We start from the raw sequence: 23,348 nt of genomic DNA, 5'->3' as shown, positions 1-23,348 counted from the left end.
ACCCATCCGCGCCAACACCGAAGGCATCAACAGCCACCACATCGACCTCGCCGACCCCAAGAACCGGCTCGCCCACGATGGCGTCGCCCAGACCCTGCTCGCCGCACTAGTGACCGCCGTCACCAACGAACTCATCCTGCTCGCCCGACGGCAAACCCACGACCACCGCGAACCCCTGCCCGAGGACACCCACGCATCCGCAGATCTGGACCCGCCGACAACATCCGAAAGACCGCCACCGGGCACCTGGTCCTCTGAGTTGATAATCGGACGGCACCCCCGACCGACCGGTCCCACACCCCGGGCCAACTAGTCGCGCACGCCCGACCTACCGGTCCCACACCCCGACCGGCCGGGTCGCGCACGCCCGCCCGACCCCTCGCACGCTCCCAGCGGCTCAACACCCCCGGCGCCCTTCGCACGAACGCCACAACGAGCCGAAACCAGCCCGCCCGTCCCACCGTCCAACAATCCGAAGACCTCGGAAAACACGAAATCCCGCCCGATTCAAATGATCGGACGGGATCCCGTCAACCTCAGTCCAGCCGCTTCAAGAACGGCCCAGGGTGGGGTGTTCACGAGTGAGCCTGGCCTGGGATGCATCAGGGGGCTGAAAGATCGCTTCCCGAATTCCGCGTGATCGTTTACCAGGTCGGATAGGGCGCTCGCCTCGATGTGGTCGGCCTGACAGTGGTTAGGAGGTTCGAAGTCGGTCCAGCTGAGGGTCGTAGCAGTGCAAGCCGAGTTCGGCCGCAACCTGGACCGCGTACGCTGATGCCTCTCTCGCGCGGCGGTACACCATGGGGAAGTAGATGTAAGGGCCGATGGCCTCTCCGATCAGGGGAGACGTTGACCAGGGAATATCCTCATAGCCCTCGTCGTCCTCATCCACCTCGCCCAGGTCCGGCCAGCGTTGCAGGAGCCGCTCCACGAACTCTGCGATCAGGGGTGTTGGCGGAGTCTCCGCATCCGTTTCGACGTATTGGTCGTACAGGGCGGAATGCGTCTCGCCCGCTTCCTGATCGTTCGCGGGGCGCTGGCCCTCCCAGACCGCAAGGTCGTAGCTCATGCGGAGATGATGTCACTTTCGGGGCGAATCGCACCTGGATGGTTCAAGGTACTGGTGCCTCGGTTCGCGGTACCGCAGCCCTCATGATGACCCGGGAGTGGTGGGAGTCAGGGGCGCGGCACGTCGAGAACGATGACGGGCGCGTTCTCCGCGAGCAGTTGATCGGCGTCGAAGCCTACCCCGGTGGTCTGTTCGGTGAAGGCGAACACGGCGGCGCACTTGCCGTCGAAGTCGTCGGGGGCCAGGCCGTCGAGCAGGGTGCGCAGACCGGCCAGAGCGGACGGGTCACCATCCTCCTCCCGGCGGTCGCCGAAGACGAACTCCCACATCCGCGCCTTGATCCGCCCGTCGGCCGCGTAGACGACCGTGTGGCCGCCCTTGAAGTGCCAGGACGCCATCCACACCCGGGCACCCTCACTGACCATGGCGAGAACCTGGTCCGAGAGCCCGTATCCGTAGGTGAACTCCAGCAGGCCCCAGGCGCCGTCGCCTTCGAAGGCGAAGAGCACGGGCTCGTCCGCCTCCAGCGCCTCCTCGGGCGGGTAGGCCATGACACGCTGTCCGGGGTCGCGGCCGCCGTTCACTCGCCATAAGACGTCGTCGAGGCCGAGATGCTCTCCGAGAGGCTGCACAACGATCCAGCAGAGGGCGTCCAGCCAGGCGACGCGGCGCAGGACGTCCCGGTAATGATTTATCACCTGCATATGAGAACACGCCGAGAGTCTCCGGGAGCAGGACACGGAGGCTCTCGGTGGGGATCATGAGCAGGCGCAGAACTCCCAGTGGTCCCTTCGTCACCTCCAGGACGCGCTCGTCCGGTGGCCGCTGAGAACAGCGGCTGACGACGTCATCGCCGACGTCTGGATCGCCGACTTACGCATGAGCCGGATCACAGTTCCGCCTGGATCGGGACCTACAAGTCCGTCCGCGCCAACGCCGAGGGCCTCAACGGCAGGCTCAAGGGACACGACCTCGACCTCGGCGATCCCAAGAACCGGCTCGCCCACGGCCGCGTCGCCCAGACCATCCTGGTCACGCTGCTCGTCACCGTCGCCAACGACCACTTCCTCGACCAGTGGCGCCACATCCACGAGCCCCCAGACGAGCCCGTCACACTCGCCGACACGCCGCAGAGTCCAGCCCAGCCCCTCGACGGCACACCACCCGCAGGCCAGAGCAGGCCACCACCCACCCCATAAGCCGCAAAACCCGCCACCCCGCCGCAGCGCCCAGCCCACCGTCGGCTTCGCCATGCCCAACGGCCGGATCTCGCTCCTCCACCAGCGGCCTGACACCACCCGGGCCTTCCCAGACACCCGCTCCGCAGTCCCCAAACCAGGACGAACCCGATTCGGAAACCCCCGAAACGACAAGATCCCGCCCGATCGCGATGATCAGACGGGATCCCGTCAACTTCAGTCCGGCCGTCTCAAGAACGGCCCAGGGTGGAGATGAGGGGATTCGAACCCCTGACCCCTTCGATGCGAACGAAGTGCGCTACCGGACTGCGCTACATCCCCAAGGACTTGACCAGATTAGCAAACTCCAGAGGGTCCTCGCGCCATCGATTCAGTCCCCCACCGCTCGCTTGGGCGGTTCGGCGTACTGATCGAACAGGACATCACCATGCAGCGCGGACAGATCGATGACCTCGGCCTCCGCCTCGGCGGTGACCCGCCGCTGCTCGCGCTCCCTCCGCAGCCGGTCAGAGCGAGCCTGGAGGGAGCGCTCGCGGCGTTCCCCATCCACCTGTACGGCGATGCGCAGAAACGCCATGTACGCCAGCATGATGACGACGGACGGTGCGACCCCCCACCAAGGGATCATCTGCACCGCGGCCGTCACAATGGAGGCCAGCACCAGCAGAGCCGTGAAGAAGAGCAGTCGTCTGCGGCGGGCCACGATGATGGCGCGGCGGCGCAGACGGAACTGGCGGACGTCGACCTTCTCGACCTCCAACGGCGGAGTCCCGTCGTCCTCATCGGCGTCCGGTGGAGCCAAGTTGTCGAGATCGGGCAGTTGGTGCTCGCCGGTGTAATACTCTTCGAGCTCGGCCAGCTCGGCGAGGTTCGTCTTGTCCTTGCGCAGCCACATCGGGATCAGGACGCAGAGCCACATCACGACGATGGCCAGATAGAGGAGGACGCTGCTCACGACCACCTCCGGGCAGCACGAAGACGCGGATGTGCTCGTCGCGCCTTGAATGTGCTCACGTCACGCACCGTAAGACCGCATGTCACTGATTGACGAGCATTCGGTGCGGTGTGTCGCGAGATCGTCAAACCTCTTCGACCGAGGAACCCCCGCGAGCGGCTGACTCACGCGCGCGACGCCACTGCACGAGCAGCCCGCCGGGAACATCCTCGACGGTCAGCGCGTAGCAAATGTGGTCGCGCCAGGCTCCGTCGATGTGGAGTTGGCGACGCCGAATGCCTTCTTCCCTGAATCCCAGCTTCTCAACCACTCTACGGCTGGCTTGATTCTCAGGACGGATGTTCGCTTCCAGCCGATGCAAACCAGTGGTGAAAAAGCAATGGTCAACGGCCATGGCGAGCGCGGTGGGGGTGACTCCCTTGCCGGCGAGCGCCCCATCGATCCAGTAACCAACCTGGGCAGAACGGGCAGATCCCCACACGATTGCGCCCACGGTCAACTGCCCCGCGAAGCGGCCCTTGTAGGTCATCACCCACGGCAGCGCCAGCCCTTGCCTTGCCTCGCGGCGCAACGTACCGACCATGGAGACGTACGGCCCGAGCCCGGTTCTGAAAAGCGGCGTCTCCGGATTGCTCGGCTCCCACGGACGCAGCCAGTTGGCGTTGCGCAGCCGTGTCTCACGCCACACGCGTACGTCGCTCAGCCGTAGCGGCCGGAGGCCTACCGGACCTTCGTTCAGGGTCACCGGCCAGCCACGAAGTCGATCCACACCTCTCATCATCCCCCTATCGGGCACGATGTCGCCACGGATCAACGACCGGCGATCAGATTCGCCGTCCGCATGCCCGATCACCGCACCAAGATCCGCCACCCACACACCCACACACCACCCAAGAACCCGCCACTCCCCCCACGCTCGCGCACCGCCAAAATCCGCCACCCACACGCTCGCTCACCGCTCAAGAACCCCCGTCCGCACGCCCAAGCACCACCCGAAAACCCTCCACCCCCGGACACCCGCGCATCACCCAAGAGCCCGCCACTCCCCGGACGCCCCGCGCACCACCCGAGAGCCCCACCTCCCGCGCACAAGAGCCCGCCACGTTCCGCACGGCCGCGACCGCACGAGAGCCCTCACCTCCCGCACGCCCACGCACCGCACGAGGGCCCTACCTCCCGCGCACCGCACGAGATCCCGCCACCTCCCGCACGCGCGCATCGCCCGAGAGCCCGCCATCTCCCGCGCACCACCTGAGAGCCCGCCACCTCCCGCGCGCGCATCGCCCGAGATCCGGCCATCTGCACGCCCTATCGCCGTGACAGAATCCGTCGAAAAGAGCTTCCGATCACCGTCTCCAAGCGACCGCTCACCGCCGCTAAAGCGACCTGCTCCATCTCGAAGCGCCCAGTTCCCGTCCCAAAGCGCCCAATTCCCGTCCCAAAGCGGTCGCTCGCCTTCCCGCCCGGACGCCGTCGCCCGCACGCGGCGCCAACGCCGCTCGCCCCTCGCCGCTCACGCCTCGCGTCTCGTCGCGGTCACCCTTGCGGCCCAAGGCGGTCACACACTCGCACCCCGACACGCGCGCCCACTCGCGACCCGACCAGCGCTCAAGACCGTGCCGCACACCCGTCAACGCGGGTGATCGCCACCTCGAATCTGATCAACGGCATGCCGCAAAATCGGCGCGAGTACGGCGACGCCATCCCGCACACCACCCGACGACCCAGGCAGATTCACAATTAAGGTTTCACCCGCCTGCCCAGCCAACCCCCGAGAAAGTACGGAAGTCGGCACCTTCTCCCGATTCGCCATCCGAATAGCCTCAGCGATGCCAGGAATTTCCCGAGAAATAACCCGAGCCGTCATCTCAGGCGTCAGATCCATAGGCGTCAACCCGGTCCCACCAGTCGTGACGATGACGTCATACCCGCCCGCCACCCCATCACGAAGCGCCCCCTCGACCGGCTCGCCATCAGGCACCACCACGGGCCCCTCGACCTCGCACCCGGCCTCCTCCCGCAGCAGATCGGCCAGCAACCGCCCGGATTTATCCTCATAAATCCCAGCCGCCGCCCGATTCGAAGCCGTGATCACCAGCGCCCGGATCATGCCTCCTCGCCCCGCGTCCACCGGCCGGTCTTCCCGCCCAGCTTCTCCTCCACCCGCACATCGGTGATCACCGCACCCGGGTCGACCGCCTTCACCATGTCGATCAGGGCCAGCGCCGCCACCGAGACCGCGGTCAGCGCCTCCATCTCCACCCCGGTCCGATCCGCCGTCTTCACCCGGCACGTGATCCCCACGCCCCAGTCCTCGACGTCAAGGATGACCTTCACCCCGTGCAACGCGATCGGATGGCAGAGCGGAATCAAATCGGGCGTACGTTTCGCCCCCATGATCCCCGCGATTCGCGCCACCCCCAGCGCATCGCCCTTGGGCACCTCTCCCGACCGCAGCAGCGCCACCGTCTCGGCCGACAGCTGCACCCGCCCGGTGGCCGTGGCGGTGCGGGCCGAGACGTCCTTGGCCGAGACATCGACCATGCGGGCGGCCCCGGTCTCGTCGATATGCGTCAGCTCACTCACAGGCACCCCATCCCAGACAACGCCACGTGGGCGTCGCACTCCGCCCGAGCCGGGCTCACAGCCGGATCACTTCCACCTGAGCCCCGCTCTCCACCTCGGTCACGTCCTCCGGCACCACGATGAGCGCGTTGGCCGAGGCCAGTGCGGCGAGCTGATGGGAGCCCTGCCCGTGCGCCGGCGACACCGTGCCATCGGCGGCCAGCACGCCACGCAGGTACGACCGCCGCCCGGACGGCGACCGCAGCGGCCCCACCGTCCGCGCCGTGAGCGTCTCGGCCATGCCCCCGGGCAGCCCGCGCATCCTGTCGAGCGCCGGCCGTACGAACAGCATGAACGACACAAAAGACGACACCGGATTGCCCGGCAGGGCGAAGATCGGCACCTGGTCCTCCCCCAGGACGCCGAACCCCTGAGGCATTCCCGGCTGCATCGCCACTTTTTCGAACCGGACTGTGCCCAGCGGCGACAGAGCCTCCTTGACCGGCTCGTACGCCCCCATCGACACCCCGCCGCTGGTGATGATCGCATCGGCCCGCACCAGGTGCGTGTCCAGCCGGTCGAGCAACACGTTCGGATCGTCGCCCACGGAACCGGCGCGGAAGCCCTCGGCCCCCGCCTCCCGTACGGCCGCCGTCAGCGTGTAACTGTTGGAATCCCAGATCTGCCCAGGCGACAGCATCCCGCCGGGCTCCACCAGTTCGGCGCCGGTGGAGATCACGACGACCCGGGGCCGCGGCCGCGCCAAGACGCGCCGCCGCCCGACTCCCGCGATGATCCCGAGCTGCGCCGCCCCGATCGCGGTGCCCGCCTTGAGCACGACCTCGCCGGTCTGTACGTCTTCCCCGGCCCTGCGCACCGCGTTGCCGGCCTCGGCCCGGCGGTCGATGCGTACGGAGACCGTCCCGCCATCGGTCCACTCCACCGGCACCACGGCATCGGCCCCGGCCGGCAGGGGCGCGCCGGTCATGATGCGTACGGCATGCCCCGGCCCCACGGCCCGCAGCTCCGTGGACCCGGCCGCCACGTCGTCGATAACCGGCAACGTAACCGGAATTTCCGACAAGTCCTCAGCCCTGACCGCGTACCCGTCCATGGCCGAGTTGTCGAACGGCGGCAGCGGCACCGGCGACGACACATCCTCGGCCAGCGTCGCCCCCAGCGACTGCTCCAACTCCAGCTCAAGAGGGGCGAGCGGACGTACGGTGGCCAGAATCTCGGCCAGATGCGCCTCAACTGATTTCATCAAGGAACTCCCGCAACCACGGCACGAACTCCGGCGCCAGATCTTCCCGACCTGCCGCGAACTTCACCACAGTACGCAAATAGTCCAGCTTGTCGCCCGTGTCATACCGCCGGCCCCGGAACAGCACGCCGTGCACCGGCCCGCCGTCCTCCGAACTACGCGAGGCGAGCGTACGCAGGGCGTCGGTGAGCTGGATCTCCCCGCCACGCCCCGGCGGCGTCTTCTCCAGCACCTCGAACACCGTCGGATCGATCACATAACGCCCGATGATCGCCCAGTTGGACGGCGCCTCCTCGACCGGCGGCTTCTCGACAAGGTCGGTGACGCGTACGACGTCCTCCTCGGCGGTGGCCTCGATGGTCGCCACGCCGTACAGCGAGACCGACTCCCTTGGCACCTCCATCAGCGCGATCACGCTCCCCCCGAACGTGTTCCGCACCTCGATCATCCGCTGCAGCAGCAGGTCACGATGGTCGATCAGGTCGTCGCCGAGCAGGCAGGCGAACGGGTTGTTGCCGACGTGGTGCTTGGCGCAGAGCACCGCGTGGCCGAGCCCCTTCGGCTCGCCTTGACGTACATAATGCAGCGTCGCCAGCGAGGCCGGCTCGCGGACCTGGGACAAACGGTGCTCATCGCCCTTGGCCTCAAGCGCCTCCTCCAGCTCGAAGGCCCGGTCGAAGTGGTCCTCGATCGAGCGTTTGTTCTTGCCGGTGACCATGAGGACGTCGAGGAGCCCAGCGGAGGCGGCCTCCTCGACGACATACTGGATCGCGGGCTTGTCGACGATGGGCAACATCTCTTTCGGTGTCGCCTTGGTCGCCGGAAGGAACCGGGTGCCCAGACCCGCGGCGGGCACGACGGCTTTCGTCACAGGGTCGAAGTCAGCCATGAGTAGACCCTAGTGGAGGGACCTGTGGACAAGCTGAACCTGCGCCGTGAGGTGAGCGCGGCGCGTACCCGCCTCGCCCCCGAACAGCTACGGGCAAACGCCATCAAGGTACGCGAAACACTGCTCGACCAACCCTGGGTACAGATGGCCGGCCTGGTGGCCTGCTACTGGTCAGCGGGGTCGGAGCCGGAGACGCACGGGCTCGTGTTCGCTCTCTGGAAACATGGAGCCACAGTTATCCTCCCCGTCCTTCTTGAGAACAATGACCTGGATTGGGCGGTGTACGACGGCCCGGACACGCTCGCTCCCGGCCGCTACGGGATCATGGAGCCGGTGGACGCGCGCCGCGGCGTTGACGCCGTGCGCACGGCCGCCCTCGTGATCGTGCCCGCCCTGGCGGTGGACCGGCAGACGGGGGTACGCCTGGGGCGCGGCGGCGGCTCGTACGATCGAGCCCTGGCCCGTGTCGGCCCGAACGTTCCCACGGTGGCGCTGCTGCACGACGGCGAGTTGATCGACGACGTCCCAGCAGAGCCTCATGACCGGCAGGTGCGCTATGCGATGACGCCTTCGGGACTCACTAAACTCATGTGAACGCAGATACGAAAGGGGAGCCAGATGACGCTGGATGTCTGGCTCCTCCTCGGTGCCGGGATTGTCATCGCGGCCATCGCGTCCGTACGCCTCGCGCATCGCACCGGTCTGCCCAGTCTTCTGATCTTCCTCGGCTTCGGGCTGGTTCTGGGCCCTTCGGGGTTCGGAATCCCTTTCGAGAGTCCCGAGCTCGCCCAGCAGATCGGACTGTCGGCGCTGGCCGTTATCCTCGCCGAGGGCGGTCTGACCACGAACTGGTCCCATGTGCGGCGTTCTGTACCCCTGGCGCTGGTGATGGCGACCGCGGGCGTGACGGTCAGCATCGTCGTGGTCGCGCTGGTCGTACAGGGGATACTCGGGGTGGACGGCACCACCGCGCTGATCCTCGGCGCCGTCCTGGCCTCCACGGACGCCGCGGCGGTCTTCTCCGTGCTGCGCAGGCTGCCGCTGCCGTCCCGCCTGGCCGGCGTGCTGGAGGCGGAGTCGGGCTTCAACGACGCGCCCACGGTGATCGCCGTGGTCCTGCTCAGCGGGGCGTCCGTGTCCCACACGCAGGCGCCGCTCGGAACGTTCCTGCTGGAGACCTCGGTCGAGCTGATCATCGGCGCGGCCGTCGGGCTCGCCGTCGGCCCCACCGGCGCGTACGCACTGCGCCGCGTCGCACTCCCCGCCTCCGGCCTGTACCCGATCGCCGTGCTGGCGCTCACCTTCGTCTCGTACGGCGGCGCGGTGCTCCTGCACGGCTCGGGCTTCCTGGCCGTCTACCTGACGGCCCTCATCCTGGGCAACTCCCGCCTGCCGCACCGGGCCGCGACCCGCGGTTTCGCGGAGGGCGCAGCGTGGCTGGCGCAAATCGGCCTGTTCGTCATGCTCGGCATGCTGGCCGACGTCGACGAGATGCCATCGGCCATCATCCCCGGCCTGATCACCGGCACGGTCCTGGTGCTCCTGGCGCGCCCGCTCTCGGTTGTCGTCAGCTCTGTGCTGGCTGCGGCGCTGCGGCTGGGCTGGACGAGCTGGCGCGACCAGGCGTTCCTGTCATGGGCCGGGCTGCGCGGCGCGATCCCGATCGTCCTGGCGACCATCCCATGGGCCGCCAATGTCGAGGGCTCCAAAGACCTCTTCAACCAGGTTTTCGTGATCGTCATCGTCTTCACCCTTCTCCAGGGGCCGACGCTGCCGCTCGCCGCCCGCCTGCTGGGAGTGGGCGCGCCTGGCGAGGCCCACGACCTGGCGGTGGAATCGGCTCCCCTGGAGGAGCTCAAGGCCGACCTGCTGCAGGTCAAGGTGCCCATGGGCTCGCGCCTGCACGGCGTGGAGATCTTCGAGCTCCGGCTGCCCGCCGGGGCCCAGGTGACGCTGGTCGTACGTGACGGCAAATCGTTCGTACCCGCCACCACCACGCGCATCCGGGTGGAGGACCAACTTCTGCTGGTCACCACCGCGTCCTGCCGTGAACAGGTCGAACGCCGCCTGCGCGCCGTGAGCCGCAGCGGCAAGCTGGCCGGTTGGTACGGGGAGCGGGGGTTGGAATAGGTGTTTGACCCTATCGGTTACCATTAGCAGTCGCATCGCTCGAGTGCCAAAGCTTGAAGGAGGAGCGCGTGCCGACCTACCAGTACGCCTGCAACGACTGTGGTGAGCAGCTCGAGGTCGTTCAGAAGTTCACCGACGATGCGTTGACGGTCTGCCCGGCCTGCCAGGGCAATTTGCGGAAGGTGTTCTCCGCCGTCGGGATCGTGTTCAAGGGTTCCGGCTTCTACAAGACCGACAACCGCTCGTCTTCGTCGTCTGCGGCGTCCAACGGGGCTTCCTCGACTTCGTCGAAGTCCGGGGAGAGCAAGTCCGGGGAAGGCAAGTCGGGAGAGAGCAAGTCCTCGGATTCCAGCTCATCCTCCAGCGCCACCCCGGCCGCCGCGTCCAGTTGAGGGTTGGCACGTACGCGCACGGGCAGTCGCCAGAAGCACTGCCCAGCCGCGGCACCCAAGCCCACCTCCCCACAACGCGCGGAACCTGAGGCCGCCCACCCCACACGGGCAGAACCCGAGGCCACCCGCAACGGGAAACGCCTCCGCAACGCACGCGGCCGAGCCACGCCTCCGCGACGCACGGCACCTGAACGCTGCTGAGCGCGCCGCCCGCGGTACCTGGACACAGCTGACCGCGATCGCCCACAGTAGGCCGATCGCTCACGCGCGCATGACCGACGACTGTGCACTTGCGGCATTCTCGGCCCATAACCGACCGATCGGTCTCGGAGGGGCCGCAGGCGGGTCTATCGACGATTCCGCCGAGGAGCCCACCCAAAACACCGGCGGGCGACGACGACACAACCGCAGCGGTACCCGAACGCACCGCACCGCCCCGCACCGCTCCCTCTCGTAGCAAATCGACCGCAGCACCATGCGCGCCCGCAGCAATTCTCACACATCGCGTCGGTACGCACACACCGCGCAACCGAGTTATCCACACATAACGCCGTCGCGATCAACTTATCCACAGAACGCCATTCGGCCCCCCGCCACGCCCCACCACTCCGGCTAATCTCGGCGCCATGGTCACTCGCGCAGACATCGGCGTCATCGGCGGTTCCGGCTTCTACTCCCTGCTCGACGACGCGGAGGAAGTCGGACTCGCCACACCCTACGGTCCCCCGAGCGATGTCGTCACGGTCGGGCGCATCGGCTCGCGTTCCGTGGCCTTCATTCCCAGACACGGGCGCGACCACCGTTTCCCGCCCCACCGCATCCCCTACCGCGCCAACCTCTGGGCACTGCGCTCACTCGGCGTCCGCCAGGTGCTCGCGCCCAGCGCCGTAGGTTCGCTCAGAGCCGAGTACGGCCCCGGCACCATAGTCATCCCAGACCAACTCATAGACCGCACTTCAGGACGCACTCAGACTTACTACGACATCAACGGCGCGGTCCACGTCTCCTTCGCCGACCCGTACTGCCCCACAGGCCGCTCCACAGCCGTTCGCTCCGCCCACTCAGAGAACTGGCAAACGGTCGCCGACGGCGGCACCCTGGTCGTCATCGAGGGCCCGCGTTTCTCCACCCGCGCGGAGTCGCAGTGGTTCGCGGCCAACGGCTGGTCGATCGTCGGCATGACCGGCTTCCCCGAGGCGATCCTGGCCCGCGAACTGGCGCTCTGCTACACCTCGATCTCCCTGGTGACCGACCACGACGCCGGGGTGGAGACCGGCCAGGGCGTCACCCACGACGAGGTCCTGGAGTTCTTCGCCCAGAACGTCACCCGCATGCGCACCCTGGTATCGCAGACCGTCCAGTCCCTCCCGGACGAACGCACCTGCCCCTGCGGCTCCGCCTTGGACGGCATCAAACTCCCCTTCGAGCTACCGTGATCGCACTCGGCTCGTCCTGGCTGTCCCGCCACGGCCGTCGCCGCCGCCTCATCGCGGCGGCATTCGCCGCCACGTCCGTCCTCGCCGCCTTCATAGCCACCCGCCCCGCGCCTTCACCCCTCACGGTGCAGGTGGCCTCCCGCGACCTGCCCCCCGGCCCCCTCCAAGCCAAGGACTTCCACCTCGCGGCCCTCAACCCGCCACCCTCAGGCGCAGTACGCACCATCACAGCAGGCCAAACCCTCGCCACCCCCATGCGCAAAGGCGAGCCATTGACCGACGCCCGCCTCCTGTCCTCCTACCGCCTCCCACCGGGCCTGGTCGCCACCCCCGTACGCATCGCTGACGCCGGCGCAGCAGCCCTCATCTCCCCCGGCTCAACGATCACCCTCCTGGCCGCCTACGACCCGAACACCCCGGCCCGCCAACTGGCCCCAGACACAACAGTCCTAACCATCCCCAGCACAGCACCGCCAACCAAACCAACAAACACCACCAGCACGAGCACGGGCACAGGCACCTTGATCGTGATAGCCACAACCCCAACCCAAGCAGCCGACCTCGCAACCGCCCAAGCCCACGCCCGCCTCTCCCTCACAATCAAACCTAACTAAAAGTAATCGGTCGGCTACGATCACTGTCCATGAACGGTTTCAAGAAGTTCCTCATGCAGGGCAACGTCCTCGACCTGGCCGTGGCAGTGGTCATCGGGGCGGCCTTCAACTCGATCGTGCAGTCGTTCGTGGCCGACGTCCTCACGCCGCTGATCTCCGCGTTCGGCGGCCTGCCCGACTTCTCCTCACTCAAAGTCACCGTCGGCCAGTCCAACTTCATGTACGGCAACTTCCTCAACGCGGTCATCTCGTTCCTGATGATCTCCGCGGTGATCTACTTCCTGGTGGTGAAGCCGTACACACACTTCAAGGACCGCGCCGCCAGCAAGATCGAGTCCAAGACCCGCGACTGCCCCGAATGCCTGTCAGAGATCCCCAAGCCCGCCTCCCGCTGCGCCCACTGCAGCGCCGAAGTAACCCCCGCCTAGGACCAGAGCAGGCTAAGCCCAGACTCCCGCCCGCTCAGCCACCGGGCCGCCCGCTCTCGCTCCAGTGGCTCAAGCTCACGACCGCTCAAGCCTCAGACACCAACCGCTCACACTCAGACCATGCACACTCTGGGCACTCACACACTCAGAGAAGCGAATCATCGATCTTAGGGTCGTACTCCCAATGCCACGGCTCAAACGGGTTGCTGTAGGCCCAGGAGGGGTGGAACCAGCCGTACCGCTTGGAGTTCTTCTCCATCCACACGAACTCCGCGGACCCGGACCGCTCCACCCCACCACACAGGTCCACAGCCAACCCGAGCCCGTGGTTACTCCGCCCCGGCACCGCGGCGAACCCCGGCCGCCGGTAGTAGATGGACTGCTGCTCGGCAAGGTTCCGGTACGCATCCGTCACGCACATGGATTTCCCGAACCGCCGCCGATAAGCCTCGTTCAGACTCACGAAAGCGATGGTGGCATCGGCCCTGAGACTGAACCCCTTCTGCTGCAAGGGACAGAGCATCCCCTTGGGAATCAGCCCGTTCGGGTACTCATCGGCCGTGGCCGCCCGCAACGGGTTGCACCCCAGCGCACCCCGTCCCACCTTGTCAATCTTGATCCCCAGCTTCACCAACGCCGCGGTCAGAGACTTCACAATCTTGTCCGACCGCTGCCGCAACGTATCGACCTCGGCCGCAAGCTGCGCCTCAGCCAGCAGATTGCCCGCCCGCAGCTCCTGCGCCTCACCGGCGAGCCGCTCGGTCTCCTTGTACAGCGCGCTGGTCTGCTCGACGGCCTGCTGCCGTACGGCAACCATCTGGTTCACATCCATCAGAGCCCGCAGAGTCTTCTCATCCGCGCTCCCCGACAGGAACGGCACAACCCCACCCGCCATGAGCGGCTGCTGGTACAACAACTCGGCCATCTGCGACACGGGCTGCCGCATCACGGCCAGCCGCCGCTCAAGATCCTGCAGCGAGGTCAGCTTGCTCTTGAGCTCCTTCTCAGAGCTCGCAATGCCGGCCCGCCGCTTCTCCAGAGCCTTGGTGGCTTCCTCAAGCTCCTTGGCCGACTTCTCAGCCTCTTTGCGCAACTCAGTCAGATTGGCCGGATCCCGCCGCTCAACAAACCCTTGCTGTGCCCGCTGTACCCGTACCTGAGCCTGCGCCGGCACAACGCCGAGGGGCAGGAGGAGAACCGCCACCGCCATCGCAACCGCGATCAGACCCGCTGATCGAGGGGCTGGCACGTTCGACTCCTCCGTTTGCAAACTCGTTACCCGGGTCAGGCACGCACGTTACTACAGCCCCCCGAGTGTCCGGACCGAACTCCGAAGAGCTGTTATGAGACAAATAGCCCACTTTGTACAGCCAGCCCACCCCCAAGCCCCCCACCTCTCACAACACCAACCCCCGAATACCGCGACCGCCCAACCACCCCATCACACACCAGCACCCTCTCCCCACCACCCCTCCAACACCGCCGTCTCCCTCAACCTCCCTGACCACAACCCACACTCCACCCACTCCACACTCAAAAGCCCTAGATCCTTATAGCTGAGTACGCCCACCCCCCACCCACGGTTCAGATCCCCGGCACCAAAGCCTGCCCAGCAGCCTCCTGCTCCTCCTCTTGCTCCCGATCCCGACACAACTCCCACAACCAGGTATCCACCCACTCCCCCGGACACCCCGCCTGAGTCCGCACCGGAACCGGCGTAACAGGCTCCTCCTCAACCACCTCCGGAGCAGCCTCCACACCCTCCACCACCCTCACTTCCCGCCCAGGCCAAGCCCTCACAGCGGCACGCACAGGCACAACCCCCTCATACCACCGATCCGGCCGAGCAGGCGCAGGCACCATCACAGGCTCAAACGCCACCCCCACCACAGACCCAGCCCACCCCAGAGCACGCCCCTCAGCCGCGCCCCCCTCAAACCCACGCATCTCCCCCGCCAACAACCCACCCGCAAGAATCGCCGGCGCCACCAACGCACCGAACAACACCACGGGCCGCCGACGTGCTTGCGTGTATCGCCTCCTGCTCACAGGCAGAAGGTATCCACGCCCAACGAACAGGTTTCTGATCACTTGTCATGCCTTTACCGCAGCTCAGAGCATCCATAACCAACCCAGCCAAACTGACACCGCCCCCACGTCCCACGCAGTGCCGAACTTTCGCTAGGCTTACTGGCGTCCGCCTCCGTAGCTCAGGGGATAGAGCACCGCTCTCCTAAAGCGGGTGCCGCAGGTTCGAATCCTGCCGGGGGCACGCTTCTCGACCAGGCATTTTGGCCTCTGACCTGCGGTTTTACTGCCGCAGGTCTTTTGCTTTTCAGACGGTGGATAGGTCACCGAGGGCACCCGTATGCAGCCGTAGGACCTTGATCACGGGATATATACGGGATGATCTTGCATGCGTTCCCCCTGGTCGACTGGGGTTCAGAGGGCGACTCGACCCAGCGATGCAGCTCGTCCTATGAACACCGCGGGATGCCCGACCCTTCCGGAGCGTCGGCGGCGGACTCTGGGGAAGCACGCTATCGACATCGTGGCAGCCCACGGCAAAGTGATCACCCTTTACCGGCCGGCGGCGGTCAGCCCCTCATCCCCAGAGCCTGATCGAAGCAGGTGGTCACCTGGTGGTCCGTCTCTCACGCAGGCCAACATCACTGTGGATCCTCACGACCGCTGTCTCGTCGCCGACGTTGTCGGCTTCGATGGCCACCCTTCGAGCGCCACAGCCCAGGCCGCAGCACGGCACTCGCCGTATTGGACCATTCGTCAGTCACCGGCAACTACAGGCCGTACCGGCGGCTGAGCTCCACCGCCTGACGTTCGGAAACTTCCACAGCGGTACGTGTGATCTGCCAACGTAGATCGTTCAGGATGGTTTCGCTCACGTGCCGAACTCGTCCATTATGTCGGTCGAGCTCGCCGTCGAAGTTCTTGGCGACCGGACCTGTCCAGATCCTGCCGGTATGGAAGTTCTTGGCAGGGGCGTCGAGTGCATCCCGCATCTCGTGAAGCAGTGGTTCGATCCTCCTAAGAGCTTCCTGCAGTGCCTCCCGAAGCGGATTCGGCACCATTTCCGGCATTGACTCAGCTCCCCTTCTCTAGGGTGTACTTGGATACGAAGCGTCGGCGAGAAGTCTCGGTGTTATCAGCTTCATGAACGCCACCATGTCCGCAGCGTTGTCCCGTCCTGCAACTCCCCGTACAAGCTCGACCGAAAGCCGAGCCTTTCCCTTGACGATCAAGGCGGCTACTCGAGTGTTCCGCTGGGGATCCTTTATGTAGGCGCCATAGCCGCCGGGTATGATGCCAGGAAGCAGCTTGCCGCCATCTCCAATATATTCGTCGACTTGACCACGGGCGCCGTTGGAATCAAGAACGACATGCAGCAGCTGCACTCGCTCCCCCGTCGGCTGGTACGTGGCGCAGGTACCATGGCCCACACCGTTTCGCCACTCGTTGAGAAAACCGACGACGATGGGATCATGCGCCCCCGTCATAAGCTCAGCTGCGTTCTCGGGGATGTGATCACACAGATAAGGAGGAGCAGCTACCGACGGCAGTGGAGTCATGTCCACAGCAGGTGGTTCACTCTGACACGCCGCCACCAAGACCAAGGCGCATGCGAGTCGGCCGGCTACTAGGGCATGTAACTTTTTCATCGGCTTAGAACACCGGGAAACCGTTCTTGAAAGCTCCGTCCAAAGTTTGCTGCAGTCCCAAATCACTCCATGGATTATCTTTGAACCGAGACAACCAACTCTTATAAGCGTCGTAGGCATCCTGATCCGGCTTCATCATTTCTTCCAGACTCTTGAGGGTCTTGCCATCGGGTTCCAGGAAGTTGTTGTCCGCTTGGCGAGGATCGGCGCCAGGCCCCAGATCGGTCAGCGATGCCCATGGGTGGGACTTGGCGGGCGGATCCGACGAACCGAAGAGACCATGGTTCAACATGGCCTGCACTCCTAATTGACCAACAAGCTCGCGCGTTCGATCCGCAGCGGCGTTTGCAGATGCGATGGCATCCTTCTCTGCCGTTCCTTTGGCTGCGTCTTCAATCACACCGCTCCAGGAACTCACCACGCCAGCCGTAATTGGCCATACTGCCGTCTGAGGGAAGGACAATCCCGTGTTCATGACTGCCATGAGCATCTTCATGTTGCGCTTCTGCGCCTCGTCCATCTCACGCGCCGCCTCGATCTTCCCGATGCCGGCTGCGTGGGCGAGCATCCCGAAGCCTGCCGCGGCTTCAAGTGCTGCAGCATTCATGGCGTTCTTGCGATCATTCCCAGCCGCCTGGGCCGCACCGTGATCGAATAAGCCGCTACTCAACGCCGTCTGCGCCGCCATGACCACTCCGAAAGCCTTCTCGTCCTTAGAGAAGACAGACGCCATCACCTCACGCAGATTCTGGCGGTCGAACTTCGCTCCCCAAGCCTCCTGGCCAGGAAGGCCGGGATGGTCTTGCTTATAAACCCCCGGCTTTTCGACTCCGCCTTTCGCAGTCCGGTTGACGTCGATGACGTATGCCGCCAAGATCCGCCCAATGGAGATAGGCGCCACGAACGCTTCTTGCGGCTTACCTGCGCGAATCTGCTCGTATTCAAAGTGCATGAGCTTCGACGCGAGATCGGCCGACCGATAGCCGGATGACGGCTGCTCAGCCGACCCTGCACGATCTCGGAACCTCATCGTGGCCGTTTCCAGTGCCTCACCCACTGCTTTGCCGCCATCTCCCAAGGGCAACACGGTCGTGTAGTACTTGAGCCTGTCGCTGTCGGTGAAGAACCCTTGCGCCGCTTCCGGGTTATTCTTGAGCGCCACCATAACGTCCGCCATCGGATGCCGTCCGACCATGTGGTGCGTCGCTTGCTTTCGCTCGGCGTCATCCAGCGCCTTGGCGACCTCCAGCAAGAAAGAGCTGTTGTAGGTGCCGTGCTTGAGCGCGGCTGCGATTCCCGTCTGTGTGTAGCGTGAGAGATTGGTCGTCAGGTCCCTACGCCATTGCGTGCTCAACTGGCCGCTGGCGCTTCCAAGCGCTCTGCCCAGAGCCGCGCGCAGGCGTTCGGATTGCTTGTCCTGCCCGTCGGTCCTGGCAAGAAGCCGTCGTACCCGCTCTGGCCCCATAGCGTTCATCAGCTTGAGCGCGAAGCCCGCGTCACCCGCATGCTTCTCCAGTTGGGCTAACGTCTTCTCGTCGACCTCTTCACCATCCGCGGCCCGGTTGAGATGAGCCGCCGCCGCGTAGGCTTCGGCATCGTAGGAAACCTTCTTGTGCAGCTCTTCATCGAATGGCACGAGGCCCTTCGACTGCTCAGGTCCCCAGGTCTCCTCCATAGTCTGGATGGCATCGTTCCGTCGCCGCAGCTCGGGAGCCTTGATACGGATCCAGCGTTCCGTCTCCCGCATGACGCTCAGTCCCGAAGACTCAAGTTCGAGTTGCTCCATGACACGTCGAACCAACGGCTCGTTCTTGCGGAACAGATCTCCGGCACGGCCAAGTGCTTTCTCGAACTGCTCCATCCACGACGGGTCGATTCCGGAGAACTTATCGTCGAACGGCTTCGACGGTAGATCGGTCGGCTGGGTCATGAGGGTTTCCAGCATCTTCGGGGAACACGTCCGGACCGCCAATCAGCCTAGCCTCACCCCGACATTTGACTACGGGATCCTGCGGTACTGGTATGACGATCGTCGCTGCCACCAGGAGTACGCGAGCCAATGCACTTCCGGTTCAACCGCGCGATCACGAGCAATCACACCGGGTGGCTGTCGTCCCGGCCAGCGCATAGGAGAAGATCTATGGGGCCCCTGCCTACGTCCATGGTGATCTGGCTGCCGTCGACAGCGCGGAGCCAGCGTGATTGGCGGTGGCCAATCGAAGCGCCTTGCTGACGCACCTTCTCCGCGGACCAGGTGGAAGCAAGCATCACCTCGGTGTAGAACCGATTGCGACGGCCTAGGTCAGGGCGCTCCCATCGCATGAGCTCGACCATGGCAAGTCGTCGCACCTTCCGTCTTCGTAGGGGAAACATATGCGACTTGCACCCATGCAGAGCTGATCGTGCCGATCTTCGAGGAAGGCCCAGAAAGGTCAGTAGTAGCCCATGACCGCTCTCTTGAGCTGTTTGCGAACCGCTTCGAGTTGACCCGGCGCGTTGTCTCGCTCATCAACGAGGACCCACCCGCGGAGCGGATCCTCTACCTGCATGGGTTGGGCGGCAACGGCAAGTCTCTGCTCCTGCGGCACCTGGAACAGCGCTGCTGCCTGCGTACGGATGACCAGTGGGCGGCCGTGCGCGTCGCTTCCGACACGGAATTGCTGGAGCGACTCGCCGAGCATGGGAAGCAAGTGCCGACGGCCAGGATCGACTTTGGCGCGCGCCCGGCGGGTGAGAACCGCCCGCAGGAGGCGTTCTCGGGGTTGTTCATGCTGAAACGGCAACTTTCCCAGTACGGGATCGCGACTCCTCGGTTCGATTTCGCTGCGATCACCTATCTTCACAAGCTCGGCTTCGACATCGCCCATCGCGTGCCCGAACTGTTCCCGCGAGGAGAGGCCGGCATCGCGTTGGACATCGCCGACGCCCTCATGACGCTGCCGGTTCTGCGCGTGGGACAGCAGCTGTTCCAAATGATCAACGTGCGAATGGACAAGGTCTTCACTCGCAGGCGGATGCAGCGTCGTGTCCCCCAGGAAGACGCAGAGCAGATTCTCGCCCTCGTCCCTGAGCCGGATCTCCTGCACGAACTCCCCCGGCTCTTCGCCAAGGACCTGAACGACGCTGCAGGCGACCATCCGCGCATTGTGCTGCTCTTCGACACCCACGAGGCGTTCTTCGGCGAGGCGGTCGGGGACCCCGACAGTTTGATCCACGCCGACAAGCTGATGCGCGACGAATGGCTGCGCTGCCTCCTGGGCCATCTCGACTTGGGGGCCGGGATCGTTGCTATCCTGGCGGGCCGCACCCGTCCACCGTGGCCGACCGCTCCTGTCTTCCCCATTCCAGAGCGATATCTCGACCTTCGGCTGGTAGGCCACCTCACGGCTGCCGACGCGGACCAGTATCTGAGTCTGGCGGGCATCACCGATCCGCCCATGCGTAGAGCCCTCGTCGGATACGCCTCCACCGCACAGGACGAAGTGCATCCGTACTTCCTGGGGTTGTGCGCTGATGTGGCTCTCGCTGCCGGCTCTCACCTCAGTCCTGGGGACTTCTCCGGCCTGGTGAACAAAGAGCGTGACCTGGCCCACCGGTTGTTGCAGTGGACGCCCGCCGAAGCCGAGTACGGGATCCTCGCGGTCAGCGCGTGCCGGGCCTTCACCGCCGAGACCTTCCGCCATCTGGGCCAAGAGCTGGACTTTCCCTGTGACCGCAGCGCGTTCAGCAGACTGACGGCCTTCTCGTTCATCGCCCCGTTGCGCGGCGGCACGGCCAGTGGATCCGACGCCTACACCATGCACAACATCCTGCGCCGATCACTGCGGAACGTCCGCCCCGCCGAGCTGCGCCACGCGCATGAGGTCCTGGCCCGGCACTACGGCGAGCGCGAGGAGTTCACCGCCGAGATGGAGACGGCCTATCACCTGAGTCACCTCGATCCGGCGCGAGGCGTGTCGGCGTGGGTGGCGCTCATGGATCGCAGCCTCGCCACCGGCCGTTACGACCAGTGCCGCGCTCTTGCAGGGCTGCTCGACGAACTACGCATCGGCCGGGACGAGGACCGGGGCCGTTGTCTGTACCGAGTAGCCCGCGCGTACCTCGGGCTGGGTCACTGGAATCGAGCCGAAGCACTCCTGAACGAGTTGCCTCAGAGGTCAGCCCATGCCGAGCTTGTCCGCGCCGAAGTGGCATTCTGCAGAGGTGACTTCGAACGCGCCGAACACCTTGCCCAGACGGCCTTGACGCTCGCGGAGGCAGACGCACGGCAAGGGTTCCTGTTCCGGTTGGCCGAGATCGAGCTTTACCGCGGACGTTTCTCGGACGGACGCCGGCATGCCACCGAAGGCATGAACAGCACCGCCGACCAGGCTCCGTGGCTAAAGCTCCTCAGCGAGATCGAATACTTCTCCGGAAACGTCGACCGCGCGGACACCCTCATCAACCAGGCACTTCAGGAAGTCACCGCCCGTCCTGCCCATCTCAGGGATCAAGCACTGCACGCCGGCCTGCTACAGGACGCCGCCCTCGTCGCCGAAGCCACAGGCGCTTGGCGCACCGCATTGGACCGTCAGAACAAGGCGCTCGCCATCCGCAAGGCCTCGGAGGACGCCCGCGGAATCGCCCAGTCCCTGCATGGCCTGGGCAAGGCTCAGTGCGGCCTCGGGCTGCTGAAAGAAGCCGCCCACAGCCTGGCAGAAGCCGGACGTATGGCCCGGGATCTCGGAGACGGCCTGCTCGCGGCGAAAATCACCTACAGCGAAGCCGAAGTCCACCAGGCCAACGGCGACCATTCAGGCGCACGGCAACTGACGGAGCAGGCGTTGGTCGAGTTCAAGCACCATGGCACCCCGTACGACATCGCATCCGGTCAGCTGTCGCTCGCCCGCCTCATGCAGGGTCGCGAGCGCGTCCGCCACGCCGACATCGGACGACGCCTCGCCGTTCAAGGAGGGTTCGACGCATTGGACCAGCTGTTTCCTGACCAGGCGATTCCGTCGGCAGAGCGGATTCTCAACGGACTCGTTGGGTTCTGCTGTGGTGACGCTCTCGGCGTGCCGTGGGAGGGAAAGCCTCCCCAGGACATCGCCCTCACAGACGTCCTGACCGCCCGCGGAGAATGGCCACCCGGCAGCACCTCGGACGACACCGAACAACTCGTCCTGCTTGCCGAGAACCTGATCAGCACCGGCGGCTCAGAACATGCCTTCCTGATCGCTCTCGCCGCGGCACTGCCCACCATGCACGGCGCCGGCCCGACCACGCGACGTGCGGTTGCACGGTTCGAAGCGACCGGCTCCCTCACGGCAGACGGCGGAGGAACCAACGGGGCGATGATGCGCGTCCTGCCCATCGGCTGGGCCGTGCCCGCCAATGAGGCCCAGGCACGCCGTGAGTTGGTCGAGCGTATGACCAAGACCACTCACGCGGACGCGAGAGCCATCGCCACCGCCGGGGCTGTTGCCGCCATGGGGTCTTGGGCTCTCGAATCCTGTACGGCCCGGGAGCTGACCACGGTCGCCAAGGAGGAACTTGATCACTTCGGCGTCCCCGGCGTCGAAGGGTGGGAACTGAGCCCGGACGGGGTGTCTCTGGACGTCATGGACACGTTGGGAGCGGTCCTGCATGTCCTCGGCCTCCACGAAGAGCCAGTTGAGGCCATGCGGTACGCGGTCAGCCTCGGCGGGGACACTGACACCGTGGCTGCAATCGTCGGAGGCATCCTGAGCTGCCGCCAAGACGCGGTGGACATCCCGTGGGCGCCGCAAGTCGCTCTCCCCTCGTCGTTGGAGACGCTTGCCCAAGGGCTGCGGGCAAGGCGACGGGCTAGGTATGCCTGATTTCTGGATCATCGGGCCCATCGCCTGGGACCTCGCCCTGTACGTCGATCGCCTCCCCCACAGCGGCCACTTCGTCCAAGCCGTCGAGAGCGCCGAGCGTCCTGGAGGTACCGGCGCGAATGTGGCCACCGCGCTGAGCAAAGCCGGCGCCCGCGTGCACATGGTTGGCTACGTGGGGGCGGATGCCGCCGGCAAGAGGATGAAGACCGCGCTGACCGGGGCCGGGATAGACGTCGATCACGTACAGGTCCTGGAAGGACGCACATCATCCGTCGTCCTGCTCGTCGAACCTAACGGCGAACGCACCATCGTCGGCATCCACCCTGATCTACTGCACGACATCACCATTCCTGCCGCGGCGGTGGCGCCAGGTGACATCGTCTATTTCGCTGCCTGGCGCGACGTCTTCGTCCCCGCAGCCCAGGCCATGGCCGCCGCTGGAGCTCTGGTCACGAGCGTTCCGCCGGGGGCGGTCCCGGCCATGCGGTACCTGATCGGCTCACGCGATGAGTTCACCGTCATCCCCGAGGACACCACCGCGATCGTGACCGAGGGCGCCAACGGCGTCACTGTGCATTCGGCAGACGGCACCCATCACTTCCCAGCCGTCCCCACCGAGGTCGTGGACGCAACCGGCGCCGGAGATGCCTTCGCCGCCGGCCTGCTCTGGGCGATCGGCGGAGAGAGGCCGCTCGTAGCTGGAGTAGAGCTTGGGCTGGTCTGGGCCGCCGCTACCGTGCAAGAGAAGTCCTCCGTGCCCATCGAGGCTCCACCGTGGATCAGCGAGCATCGGCCACAGCCGTAACCCCCTGCGATCATCCATAGAGGCGGTGGCATGCCCAATTCCGGATGCGGTTCTCGGGTACGGAAGGCGGGAAGAGCTCGTCACA

Annotated in this window: 21 protein-coding genes and 2 tRNA genes; 9 read left to right on the top strand and 14 right to left on the bottom strand. The window is 65.6% G+C overall.

The genetic code is table 11. From position 1 onward, the window contains the following. Positions 1 to 694 precede the first annotated feature (694 nt). From AB0I81_RS16115 to galU, 10 genes are all read right to left on the bottom strand, one after another. Complete coding sequence (locus tag AB0I81_RS16115) at positions 695 to 1,069, bottom strand: hypothetical protein (RefSeq protein WP_360656581.1); 375 nt, start codon at positions 1,067 to 1,069, stop codon at positions 695 to 697. Positions 1,070 to 1,176: 107 nt separating this feature from the next. Beyond that, on the bottom strand, positions 1,177 to 1,767 hold the full coding sequence (locus AB0I81_RS16110; RefSeq protein ID WP_360656578.1) for a hypothetical protein: 591 nt from the start codon (positions 1,765 to 1,767) through the stop codon (positions 1,177 to 1,179). 96 nt (positions 1,768 to 1,863) lie between these two features. Continuing rightward, positions 1,864 to 2,328 (bottom strand): hypothetical protein, encoded by a 465-nt coding sequence (locus AB0I81_RS16105; RefSeq protein ID WP_360656575.1) that lies wholly within the window; start codon positions 2,326 to 2,328, stop codon positions 1,864 to 1,866. 187 nt (positions 2,329 to 2,515) lie between these two features. After that, positions 2,516 to 2,589: transfer RNA gene (locus tag AB0I81_RS16100), tRNA-Ala, on the bottom strand. A 49-nt stretch (positions 2,590 to 2,638) separates the two neighbouring features. Further along, positions 2,639 to 3,223 (bottom strand): hypothetical protein, encoded by a 585-nt coding sequence (locus tag AB0I81_RS16095; protein ID WP_360656573.1) that lies wholly within the window; start codon positions 3,221 to 3,223, stop codon positions 2,639 to 2,641. A gap of 124 nt (positions 3,224 to 3,347) precedes the next feature. After that, a complete protein-coding gene (locus AB0I81_RS16090; protein ID WP_360657190.1) occupies positions 3,348 to 4,001 on the bottom strand; it encodes a GNAT family protein in 654 nt (217 codons plus the stop codon). A gap of 852 nt (positions 4,002 to 4,853) precedes the next feature. Continuing rightward, positions 4,854 to 5,333, bottom strand: a complete 480-nt coding sequence (locus AB0I81_RS16085) for a MogA/MoaB family molybdenum cofactor biosynthesis protein (protein ID WP_360656570.1) — start codon at positions 5,331 to 5,333, stop codon at positions 4,854 to 4,856. Then, positions 5,330 to 5,809 carry a cyclic pyranopterin monophosphate synthase MoaC gene (gene moaC, locus AB0I81_RS16080; protein ID WP_360656567.1) on the bottom strand — a complete coding sequence of 160 codons (480 nt, stop codon included), beginning with the start codon at positions 5,807 to 5,809 and terminating at the stop codon, positions 5,330 to 5,332. The genes AB0I81_RS16085 and moaC overlap by 4 nt, the downstream gene beginning before the upstream one ends. Before the next feature lie 55 nt (positions 5,810 to 5,864). After that, positions 5,865 to 7,052 carry a gephyrin-like molybdotransferase Glp gene (gene glp / locus AB0I81_RS16075; protein WP_360656564.1) on the bottom strand — a complete coding sequence of 396 codons (1,188 nt, stop codon included), beginning with the start codon at positions 7,050 to 7,052 and terminating at the stop codon, positions 5,865 to 5,867. Then, positions 7,039 to 7,941 (bottom strand): UTP--glucose-1-phosphate uridylyltransferase GalU, encoded by a 903-nt coding sequence (galU, locus tag AB0I81_RS16070; RefSeq protein ID WP_360656561.1) that lies wholly within the window; start codon positions 7,939 to 7,941, stop codon positions 7,039 to 7,041. The genes glp and galU overlap by 14 nt, the downstream gene beginning before the upstream one ends. A 24-nt stretch (positions 7,942 to 7,965) precedes the next feature. Here galU and AB0I81_RS16065 point away from each other — a divergent pair, with 24 nt between their 5' ends. The 6 genes from AB0I81_RS16065 to mscL all read left to right on the top strand — a co-directional run bounded on the left by AB0I81_RS16065 (position 7,966) and on the right by mscL (position 12,941). Then, positions 7,966 to 8,535, top strand: a complete 570-nt coding sequence (locus AB0I81_RS16065) for a 5-formyltetrahydrofolate cyclo-ligase (RefSeq protein WP_360656558.1) — start codon at positions 7,966 to 7,968, stop codon at positions 8,533 to 8,535. Between the two features lie 24 nt (positions 8,536 to 8,559). Further along, positions 8,560 to 10,071, top strand: a complete 1,512-nt coding sequence (locus AB0I81_RS16060) for a potassium/proton antiporter (RefSeq protein ID WP_360656555.1) — start codon at positions 8,560 to 8,562, stop codon at positions 10,069 to 10,071. A gap of 68 nt (positions 10,072 to 10,139) precedes the next feature. Next, positions 10,140 to 10,463, top strand: a complete 324-nt coding sequence (locus AB0I81_RS16055) for an FmdB family zinc ribbon protein (protein ID WP_360656552.1) — start codon at positions 10,140 to 10,142, stop codon at positions 10,461 to 10,463. Between the two features lie 626 nt (positions 10,464 to 11,089). After that, positions 11,090 to 11,899, top strand: coding sequence for an S-methyl-5'-thioadenosine phosphorylase (locus AB0I81_RS16050; protein WP_360656549.1), 810 nt, complete (start codon positions 11,090 to 11,092; stop codon positions 11,897 to 11,899). Between the two features lie 254 nt (positions 11,900 to 12,153). Further along, the gene (locus tag AB0I81_RS16045) at positions 12,154 to 12,513 is read left to right on the top strand and encodes an RcpC/CpaB family pilus assembly protein (protein WP_360657187.1); all 360 of its coding nucleotides are present in this window, start codon (positions 12,154 to 12,156) and stop codon (positions 12,511 to 12,513) included. A 29-nt stretch (positions 12,514 to 12,542) separates the two neighbouring features. Further along, complete coding sequence (mscL, locus tag AB0I81_RS16040) at positions 12,543 to 12,941, top strand: large conductance mechanosensitive channel protein MscL (RefSeq protein ID WP_360656547.1); 399 nt, start codon at positions 12,543 to 12,545, stop codon at positions 12,939 to 12,941. 145 nt (positions 12,942 to 13,086) lie between these two features. Here mscL and AB0I81_RS16035 read toward each other — a convergent pair whose 3' ends face one another. Continuing rightward, on the bottom strand, positions 13,087 to 14,190 hold the full coding sequence (locus AB0I81_RS16035; protein ID WP_360656544.1) for a D-alanyl-D-alanine carboxypeptidase family protein: 1,104 nt from the start codon (positions 14,188 to 14,190) through the stop codon (positions 13,087 to 13,089). A 950-nt stretch (positions 14,191 to 15,140) separates the two neighbouring features. Between AB0I81_RS16035 and AB0I81_RS16030 the strand changes: the two genes are divergently transcribed. Beyond that, positions 15,141 to 15,213 (top strand) — tRNA-Arg (locus AB0I81_RS16030). Positions 15,214 to 15,739: 526 nt separating this feature from the next. Here AB0I81_RS16030 and AB0I81_RS16025 read toward each other — a convergent pair. The 3 genes from AB0I81_RS16025 to AB0I81_RS16015 form a co-directional block, all read right to left on the bottom strand. Beyond that, positions 15,740 to 16,039, bottom strand: coding sequence for a hypothetical protein (locus tag AB0I81_RS16025; protein WP_360656541.1), 300 nt, complete (start codon positions 16,037 to 16,039; stop codon positions 15,740 to 15,742). A gap of 18 nt (positions 16,040 to 16,057) precedes the next feature. Continuing rightward, positions 16,058 to 16,528, bottom strand: a complete 471-nt coding sequence (locus AB0I81_RS16020) for a hypothetical protein (RefSeq protein ID WP_360656538.1) — start codon at positions 16,526 to 16,528, stop codon at positions 16,058 to 16,060. Positions 16,529 to 16,622: 94 nt separating this feature from the next. Beyond that, positions 16,623 to 18,548, bottom strand: a complete 1,926-nt coding sequence (locus tag AB0I81_RS16015; RefSeq protein ID WP_360656535.1) for a hypothetical protein — start codon at positions 18,546 to 18,548, stop codon at positions 16,623 to 16,625. A 472-nt stretch (positions 18,549 to 19,020) separates the two neighbouring features. Between AB0I81_RS16015 and AB0I81_RS16010 the strand changes: the two genes are divergently transcribed. Both AB0I81_RS16010 and AB0I81_RS16005 read left to right on the top strand, forming a co-directional pair. Continuing rightward, a complete protein-coding gene (locus AB0I81_RS16010) occupies positions 19,021 to 22,458 on the top strand; it encodes an ADP-ribosylglycohydrolase family protein (RefSeq protein WP_360656532.1) in 3,438 nt (1,145 codons plus the stop codon). Then, positions 22,415 to 23,263, top strand: a complete 849-nt coding sequence (locus AB0I81_RS16005; RefSeq protein WP_360656530.1) for a PfkB family carbohydrate kinase — start codon at positions 22,415 to 22,417, stop codon at positions 23,261 to 23,263. Before AB0I81_RS16010 ends, AB0I81_RS16005 begins: the two co-directional genes overlap by 44 nt. The last annotated feature ends 85 nt before the right edge of the window (positions 23,264 to 23,348 follow it).

Source organism: Nonomuraea sp. NPDC050404, assembly GCF_040655495.1.
Lineage (GTDB): Bacteria > Actinomycetota > Actinomycetes > Streptosporangiales > Streptosporangiaceae > Nonomuraea.
The sequence above is the reverse complement of the archived record's forward strand: the minus strand, read 5'-3'. Positions and strand labels throughout refer to the sequence as shown.